Origin of the sequence: Pseudomonas sp. CM27, from assembly GCF_013179515.1 — a bacterium.
Classification (GTDB): Bacteria; Pseudomonadota; Gammaproteobacteria; order Pseudomonadales; family Pseudomonadaceae; genus Aquipseudomonas.
Genome location: NZ_JABMCN010000142.1, coordinates 6,932 through 15,163 on the forward strand (window position 1 = coordinate 6,932; position 8,232 = coordinate 15,163).

Annotated in this window: 9 protein-coding genes and 1 pseudogene; all 10 read right to left on the minus strand. The window is 63.0% G+C overall.

Translation table 11 applies throughout. From position 1 onward, the window contains the following. The coding region (gene hisS / locus HP547_RS17830; RefSeq protein WP_172286977.1) for a histidine--tRNA ligase at window positions 1–1,008 on the minus strand (1,008 nt) is incomplete at its 3' end. A gap of 25 nt (window positions 1,009–1,033) precedes the next feature. Next, a complete protein-coding gene (gene ispG / locus HP547_RS17835) occupies window positions 1,034–2,143 on the minus strand; it encodes a flavodoxin-dependent (E)-4-hydroxy-3-methylbut-2-enyl-diphosphate synthase (protein WP_110744926.1) in 1,110 nt (369 codons plus the stop codon). Window positions 2,144–2,146: 3 nt separating this feature from the next. Further along, on the minus strand, window positions 2,147–3,166 hold the full coding sequence (locus HP547_RS17840) for a RodZ domain-containing protein (RefSeq protein ID WP_172286978.1): 1,020 nt from the start codon (window positions 3,164–3,166) through the stop codon (window positions 2,147–2,149). Continuing rightward, window positions 3,163–3,924: a type IV pilus biogenesis/stability protein PilW gene (gene pilW, locus HP547_RS17845; RefSeq protein WP_172286979.1), complete on the minus strand. Its 762-nt coding sequence runs from the start codon at window positions 3,922–3,924 to the stop codon at window positions 3,163–3,165. Before pilW ends, HP547_RS17840 begins: the two co-directional genes overlap by 4 nt. A gap of 14 nt (window positions 3,925–3,938) precedes the next feature. Further along, window positions 3,939–5,084 (minus strand): 23S rRNA (adenine(2503)-C(2))-methyltransferase RlmN, encoded by a 1,146-nt coding sequence (gene rlmN / locus HP547_RS17850; protein WP_172224149.1) that lies wholly within the window; start codon window positions 5,082–5,084, stop codon window positions 3,939–3,941. Between the two features lie 28 nt (window positions 5,085–5,112). Then, a complete protein-coding gene (ndk, locus tag HP547_RS17855) occupies window positions 5,113–5,538 on the minus strand; it encodes a nucleoside-diphosphate kinase (protein ID WP_172224153.1) in 426 nt (141 codons plus the stop codon). Window positions 5,539–5,627: 89 nt separating this feature from the next. Then, window positions 5,628–5,828 carry a Fe-S cluster assembly protein IscX gene (gene iscX / locus HP547_RS17860; RefSeq protein ID WP_172224156.1) on the minus strand — a complete coding sequence of 67 codons (201 nt, stop codon included), beginning with the start codon at window positions 5,826–5,828 and terminating at the stop codon, window positions 5,628–5,630. A gap of 9 nt (window positions 5,829–5,837) precedes the next feature. Continuing rightward, window positions 5,838–6,179 carry an ISC system 2Fe-2S type ferredoxin gene (gene fdx, locus HP547_RS17865; protein ID WP_172224159.1) on the minus strand — a complete coding sequence of 114 codons (342 nt, stop codon included), beginning with the start codon at window positions 6,177–6,179 and terminating at the stop codon, window positions 5,838–5,840. A 3-nt stretch (window positions 6,180–6,182) separates the two neighbouring features. Next, window positions 6,183–8,045 carry a Fe-S protein assembly chaperone HscA gene (gene hscA / locus HP547_RS17870; RefSeq protein ID WP_172286980.1) on the minus strand — a complete coding sequence of 621 codons (1,863 nt, stop codon included), beginning with the start codon at window positions 8,043–8,045 and terminating at the stop codon, window positions 6,183–6,185. A gap of 41 nt (window positions 8,046–8,086) precedes the next feature. Further along, a pseudogene (gene hscB / locus HP547_RS17875) lies at window positions 8,087–8,232 on the minus strand (co-chaperone HscB); the annotation flags it as partial.

Here is an 8,232-nt window from a genome sequence, read left to right on the forward strand (position 1 = left end):
GCACAGGTAGACGTCGATCTGACGGCTGATGGACGCAGGTACCTTGCCCAGGGTTTCCAGCAGCAGGATCAGACGCTCGATACCCATGGCGAAACCGACGCCCGTGGTCGGCTTGCCACCCATCTGCTCGACCAGGCCGTCGTAGCGGCCGCCGGCGCACACCGTGCCCTGGGCGCCGAGCTTGTCGGTGACCCACTCGAACACGGTCTTGCTGTAGTAGTCCAGGCCACGCACCAGCTTGGTGTTGATCACGAACGGAATGCCGGCGGCGTCCAGGCGAGCCTTGAGGCCCTCGAAGTGCACGCGCGATTCTTCGTCCAGGTAGTCTTCCAGCTTCGGCGCGCCGACCAGCACGGCCTGGGTGTTCTGGTCCTTGCTGTCGAGGATGCGCAACGGGTTGCTCTTCAGGCGGCGCTGGCTGTCTTCATCCAGCTGCTCCAGGCGCGCCGAGAGGAACTCGACCAGCGCATCACGGTAGCGCGCACGGGCTTCGCTGGTACCCAGGCTGTTGAGCTCGAGCTTGACCGCGTCCTGGATGCCAAGCAGGCCCCACAGGCGCCAGGTCAGCATGATCAGCTCGGCATCGATGTCCGGGCCATCGAGGTTGAACACTTCCACGCCAATCTGGTGGAACTGGCGATAGCGGCCCTTCTGCGGGCGCTCGTGGCGGAACATCTGGCCGATGTACCACAGCTTCTGCACCTGGCCGTTGCCGGTGATGCCATGTTCGAGCACGGCACGCACACAAGCGGCGGTACCTTCAGGGCGCAGGGTGAGCGAATCGCCGTTGCGGTCCTCGAAGGTGTACATCTCTTTTTCGACGATGTCGGTAACTTCACCGATAGAGCGCTTGAACAGCTCGGTGAACTCGACGATCGGCGTGCGGATCTGGCTGTACCCGTAGGTGTCCAGCAGCCCGGCCACGGTGCCTTCGAAGTAGCGCCACAGCGGCGACTGTTCTGGCAGGATGTCGTTCATGCCACGGATGGCTTGCAGCGATTTGCTCACGAATAGTCCTTACGAATTCTGTGTGTCAGCCACGGGCGATCAGCGCCGCGTCGGCTTCGGCCTTTTCGGCGGCCTTCTGACGGATGAGTTTTTCCAGCTCATCCACCAGGTTGTCATTGGTCAGCTTCTGCGCCGGCTTGCCATCGATGTAGATCAGGTTCGGCGTACCGCCGGTCAGGCCGACATGGGCTTCCTTGGCTTCGCCGGGGCCGTTTACGACACAACCGATCACCGCTACGTCCAGCGGCACCAGCAGGTCTTCCAGGCGCCCTTCCAGCTCGTTCATGGTCTTGACCACATCGAAGTTCTGCCGCGAACAGCTCGGGCAGGCGATGAAGTTGATGCCACGCGAACGCAGGTGCAGCGACTTGAGGATGTCGTAGCCGACTTTCACTTCTTCGACCGGGTCGGCCGCCAGCGAAATGCGGATGGTATCGCCGATGCCCTCGGCCAGCAGCATACCGAGGCCGACGGCGGATTTCACCGTCCCCGACCGCAGGCCACCGGCTTCGGTGATGCCCAGGTGCAGCGGTTGCACAATCTGTTTGGCCAACAAGCGGTAGGCCTCGACGGCCATGAACACGTCGGAGGCCTTGACGCTGACCTTGAAGTCCTGGAAGTCCAGGCGGTCGAGGTGCTCGACGTGCCGCAAGGCCGACTCGACCAGCGCGGCTGGGGTCGGTTCGCCGTACTTCTTCTGCAGGTCTTTTTCCAGGGAACCGGCGTTGACGCCGATACGGATCGGAATACCACGGTCACGCGCGGCATCGACCACCGCCCGCACACGGTCTTCACGGCCGATGTTGCCCGGGTTGATACGCAGGCAATCGACGCCAAGCTCGGCCACACGCAGGGCGATCTTGTAGTCGAAGTGAATGTCGGCGACCAGCGGCACACTGACCAGCTGCTTGATCTTGCCGAACGCTTCGGCGGCGTCCATGTCAGGTACCGAGACCCGCACGATGTCCACGCCGGCATCGACCAGGCGCTGGATTTGCCCGACGGTGGCGGCCACATCGTTGGTGTCGGTATTGGTCATGCTCTGCACCGCGATGGGCGCATCACCACCCACCGGCACATTGCCGACCCATATTTTGCGGGATTCGCGACGTTTGATCGGAGATTCACCGTGCATGACTTACTGTCCCAACTTCAGGCGAGCGGTCTCGCCACTGGTGAACGGGGCAACATCGACGGGCTGGCCGTTGTAGCTGACCTGGGCGCCACGGGCAAAGCCCAGGCGTACCGCGAACGGCGGCTTGCCGGTCAGCTCGAGGTTGTCCCCCTTGCGCTTGATGGCGCTGAACAGCACCTTGCCGTTGCCGTCGCTGACCTGGGTCCAGCAATCGGCGACGAACTGGATCGCGACCTTGGCGCTGCCTGCCGGCACTGCGGCAGGCTCGGCGGCGGCCACGGCTGGCGCCGGCGCGACGGCAGCGGGCGCAACAGGGGCAGGCGCCGGGGTAGCAGGTGCCGGGGTCGCAGCAGGTGCTGCTTGCTCGGGGGCCTGTTGAGCAGGCGCTGCGGCAACGCTTGGCGCAGGGCTGGCAGGTGCCTGCTCGGCGGCAGCGGCAGGCTGGCCGTCGGCGCCCTGTTCCAGCGACAGCGGCGCGCTTTCGGGCTGCTGGCCAACCGAGACGGCCTGGTCTTCAGGCTCATCGAGCGGGTGAATCTGGGTGGTGCCGTCGGCACTTTCGACTTCGACGTGCTCCAGGGCGATCTTGGCCAGGTCCTTGCCACGCAGGCTGCCCTGGTCCTGCCACCAGAAGAACCCGCCACCGACCACGACCACCAGCAGCAGCAGGCTGACGCCGCGCAGGATGTTGTGCGACAGGCGTACCGGCTCTTCGATACGGCCCAGCGAATGCACGTCACTGCCTTTGGCGTGGGTACCGGTGTAGCGGTCGAAGGCGTCGACCAGGGCGGCCTGGTCCATGTCCATCAGCTTGGCATAGGCGCGAATGTAGCCACGGGCGAAAGTATGCCCGGGCAGCTTGTCGAAGGCGCCGGTTTCCACGTGGTTCAACGAACTGACAGTGAGGTTGAGCTTGCGGGCCACCTCGGCTTGAGACCAGTCCCGTTTCTCACGGGCCAGGCGCAAAAGCTCACCGGGGTTCTGGCCAGGCGCTACTGCTACTTCGGGATGCGCGGCGTTCATCGTTGCTCCGACAGGTATTGCTGATATTCCGGCGTACCGGGATAAAGTCGTTGTAATTGCTGGCCAAGCTCGGCCAATGTGCCCTGCTCGTCGAATACCCTGGCAAGGCGGCTACCCAGCAGCAGGCTACGGGCGTCGTGGTCGCTCAACTGGCTGAAACGATCGTAGTAGTCCCGGGCCGGCACATAATGCCTGTTTTCGTAGGACAACTCAGCCATTTCCAGCAACGCTTTCGGTTGCCGCTGGTTGAGTTGCAAAGCTTTGAGCAGATACGTGTGCGCCTGGTCGCGGCGATCGAGCCTCAGGGCAGTCAGGCCCAGGTTCTCGTACACGCGTGAACGCTCAGGATACAGGGTATCGGCACTGGCCAGCAGAAACATCTGCTCGGCCTCGGCAAATTGCCCCTGAGCATAAAGGAAACTGCCGTAATTGTTGCGCATTCGCGTGCTGGCGCTGTTTATTTGCAGGGCCTTGCGAAAGTGCGCTTCGGCGAGCGCTGGCTCCCCCTCGGCCTTAAACACCAGCGCCAGGGCGGCGTGGGCGTCGGCATCCCGCTCATTCAGGGCCAGGGCCTTGCCCAACGGCGCCTTGGCCTGCTCGGTCAAACCCTGCTGCAAATAACCCAGGCCTAGCTGCACATACGCCCGCCCTGCCTCTGCCCTGCCCTGGCGGCTGGCCAGGGGGTCGCCCTTGCCACCCGACACGCAGCCGGCCAGCAGCAAAAGCGCAAGGATCGACAGCGCGGCGCGCAGGCTCATGGGCAACGTCCCGGTCAGTGGCTGGCGGCGCTGTCTTGCAGCTCGACGTCTGCGGAAAGCTGACGTACGGCGATGTAGCGCTCACTGCGACGGGTGCGGTCGTTGACCTGGCCAACCAGCTGGCCACAGGCGGCGTCGATGTCCTCGCCACGGGTGGTGCGGGTGGTGACGTTGAAACCAGCGTGGTGCAGCAGGTCCTGGAAGCGACGAATGGCGTTGTTGCTTGGCCGCTCGTAGCCCGAATGCGGGAACGGGTTGAACGGGATCAGGTTGATCTTGCACGGCACGTCGCGCAGCAGCTCGACCATCTGTGCGGCATGCTCGGGCTGGTCGTTGACGTCCTTGAGCAGGGTGTACTCGACAGTGAGGACACGCTTGCCACCCAGGGTGGCCATGTAACCCATGCACGATTCCAGCAGCACTTTCAGCGGGTACTTCTTGTTGATCGGTACCAGCTTGTTGCGCAGCTCGTCGTTCGGTGCATGCAGCGACAGGGCCAGCGACACGTCGATGTGCTTGGCCAGTTCGTCGATCATCGGCACCACACCCGAGGTGGACAGGGTCACGCGACGCTTGGAAATGCCATAGCCCAGGTCATCCATCATGATTTTCATGGCAGCGATGACGTTGTCGAAGTTCAGCAGGGGCTCGCCCATGCCCATCATCACCACGTTGGTAATCGCGCGGTCGACTTTGGCAGGAACGGTCCCGAAGGATTTGTTCGCAAGCCACACCTGGCCAATCACTTCGGCGGCGGTGAGGTTGCTGTTGAAGCCTTGCTTGCCGGTGGAGCAGAAACTGCAGTCCAGGGCACAGCCGGCTTGCGACGAAACGCAGAGCGTGCCGCGGTCGTCGGTAGGTATGTAGACGGTTTCGACACAGCTGCCGGAGGCAACGCGGATCACCCACTTGCGGGTGCCGTCGGCGGAAATGTCTTCACTGACCACTTCCGGTGGTCGAATTTCGGCAACGGCCTCGAGCTTTTCGCGCAAGACCTTGCCGACGTTGGTCATGGCCGCAAAATCGGACACGCCAAAATGGTGAATCCATTTCATCACCTGGCCGGCACGGAAGCGTTTTTCCCCGATCGAGTCGAAGAATTGTTCCATTTCCGGCTGGGTCAGACCCAACAGGTTGATTTTGCCAGTAGATGTCGTCATGGATTCACCCTCACCCGTAAGCTTTCGCTTAGCGAGTGGTTACCTCGGTAGCAGCGAAGAAGTAAGCGATTTCGCGAGCAGCAGCAGCTTCGGAGTCCGAACCGTGTACGGCGTTGGCGTCGATCGACTCGGCGAAGTCAGCACGGATGGTGCCGGCAGCAGCTTCTTTAGGGTTGGTAGCGCCCATCAGCTCACGGTTCTTGGCGATGGCGTTCTCGCCTTCCAGCACCTGAACAACAACCGGACCGGAAGTCATGAAAGCAACCAGGTCACCGAAGAAGCCGCGCTCGCTGTGCTCGGCGTAGAAGCCTTCGGCTTCGGCTTTGGACAGTTGCTTGATTTTCGAGGCAACGATTTTCAGGCCGGCGTCTTCGAAGCGGGTGGTGATCTTGCCGATGACGTTTTTGGCAACAGCGTCAGGCTTGATGATCGAGAAAGTACGTTGAACAGCCATGGAAAACTCCAGAATTTGAGTGTTACGAAAAATTAAACCCGCGAATTATACGCGGGTTCCAGGGGATTGCCTAACCTGCAGTGTCACGCTTAGTCGGCTTCGTCTATCCAGGCCGCCTGGATGGCCTCGAGCACTTTCTCACCGCCGCGTGACGGATCGTCGCTGAACTCTGGCAAAGCCAGCACCCAACGGTGCAGATCGACGAAATTCACATATCTAGGATCGGTGTCCGGCCGGCTTTCTGCAAGCTGGATGGCGATCTCAAGTACATCAACCCATTTCAGACTCATGCGCGATCCTCAGTGCGGCGCTTCAGCAGCGTGGTTGAGCGAATACTTGGGGATCTCGATGGTCAGGTCCTGATCAGCCACGACCACCTGGCAGCCCAGGCGCGATTGCGCCTCCAGGCCCCAGGCCTTGTCCAGCATGTCTTCTTCCAGCTCGTCGGCTTCTTCCAACGAATCAAAACCCTTGCGCACTACGCAGTGGCAGGTGGTGCAGGCCTTGACGCCGCCGCAGGCGCTTTCCATCTCGATGTGATGGTCGTGGGCCAGTTCCAGGATGTTGGTCCCGGTCGGCACCTCCACGGTCAGCCCCTCGGGGCAGAACTTCTCATGCGGCAGGAATGTCACCAGCGGCATCGATTACTCCTCGATCTCATTCAGGTTGCGCCCGGCCAGTGCGGCTTTGACCGTCGAATCAAGGCGACGGGCGGCAAATGCATCGGTCACCTGCGACAGACGCTTGGTCTGTTGCTCGATGGCTGCGCCATCGGTGCCGGCCAGCAAATCACGTAGTTCTTGCATCTGGAATTCGATTGCGTCGCGCTCGTCGCTGCTCAGCAGGCGCTCGCCGTCGGCGTCCAGGGCGCCCTGTACCGCTTCGAGCAGGCGCTCGCCGTCCACCTGGTGCTCGCGCAACTGGCGGGCATGCTTGTCGGAACCTGCGTGTTCGAACGAGTCCTTGAGCATGCGGGCGATTTCGCCGTCGGTCAGGCCATAGGACGGCTTGACCTGGATGCTGGCTTCCACGCCCGAGCCCAGTTCGCGGGCCGCGACGCTGAGCAGGCCGTCGGCATCGACCTGGAAGGTGACGCGGATTTTCGCCGCGCCGGCAACCATCGCCGGAATGCCGCGCAGCTCGAAGCGCGCCAGCGAGCGGCAGTCGCTGATCAGCTCGCGCTCGCCCTGCAGCACGTGGATCATCATGGCCGACTGGCCATCTTTGTACGTGGTGAACTCCTGGGCACGCGCCACCGGAATGGTAGTGTTGCGCGGAATCACCTTCTCCATCAGGCCGCCCATGGTCTCAAGACCCAGCGACAGCGGGATGACATCGAGCAGCAGCAGTTCGCCACCTTCACGGCGGTTGCCGGCCAGGGTGTCGGCCTGGATGGCAGCACCGATAGCCACCACCTGGTCGGGGTCGATCGAGGTCAACGGGGTACGGCCGAACAATCCGCCCACCGCTTCACGCACACGCGGCACGCGGGTCGAACCACCGACCATGACCACCGCGCTGACTTCTTCCAGCTCGACGCCACTGTCGCGCACGGCGCGGCGGCAGGCCTTGAGGCTGCGGGCGACCAGGGGTTCGATCATGGCCTCGAAGGCGGCGCGGCTGAGCTCGCCCTGCCAGGCGCCATGGCTGACGCTGACCACGTCGGCGTCGGTGAGGGCTTCCTTGGCAGCGCAGGCGGTTTGCAGCAGCGCCCGCTGGGTGGCCGGGTCCAGGTCGGACGACAACCCCGCCTGGTCGATGATCCAGCTGGCCAGCGCATGGTCGAAATCGTCACCGCCCAGAGCGGTATCACCACCGGTGGCCAGCACTTCAAACACGCCTGCAGTCAGGCGCAGGATGGAAATATCGAAGGTACCACCGCCCAGGTCATAGATGGCCACCACGCCTTCGGCATTCTGGTCCAGGCCATAGGCCACGGCAGCTGCAGTCGGTTCGTTGAGCAGGCGCAGCACGTTGAGACCGGCCAGGCGTGCAGCGTCCTTGGTGGCTTGGCGCTGAGCATCGTCGAAATAGGCCGGCACGGTGATCACCGCGCCCACCAGCTCGCCACCCAGGGTGGCTTCGGCGCGCTCGCGCAGTACCTTGAGGATGTCAGCGGACACTTCCACCGGACTTTTCGGGCCCTGGACCGTTTCGATGAACGGCATGTGCGACTCACCGCCAATGAAGCGGTACGGCAGCTGCTCGCCCAGTTGCTTGACGTCGGCCAGGCCGCGCCCCATCAGGCGCTTGACCGAAAGCACGGTGTTCAGCGGGTCAATGGACGCGGCATCGCGCGCAGCCTGCCCCACCTCGTTGCGCCCTTCGAGGTAGCGCACCGCGGACGGCAGAATGACGTTGCCCTGCGCGTCAGGCAGGGGCTCGCTACGGCCGCTGCGCAGTGCGGCGACCAGAGAGTTGGTGGTACCCAGGTCGATACCCACCGCCAGGCGGCGCTGGTGCGGCTGAGGGGTTTGACCGGGTTCGGCAATCTGCAGTAGGGCCATGCTTATCTGATACCTTAGGTGCCATCACGGGCAGCACCGGGTTAATCGTCGAGGCGCTCTTCCAGCTGGCGCACTTCTTGGGCGAGCTTGTCGAGGAATTGCATGCGGCGCATCAGGCGCTCGGCCTTGTCGCGCTCGCCTGGGGCATCCCAGCAGGCGGCAAAGTCCTCATTCAGCGTGTCCTGGG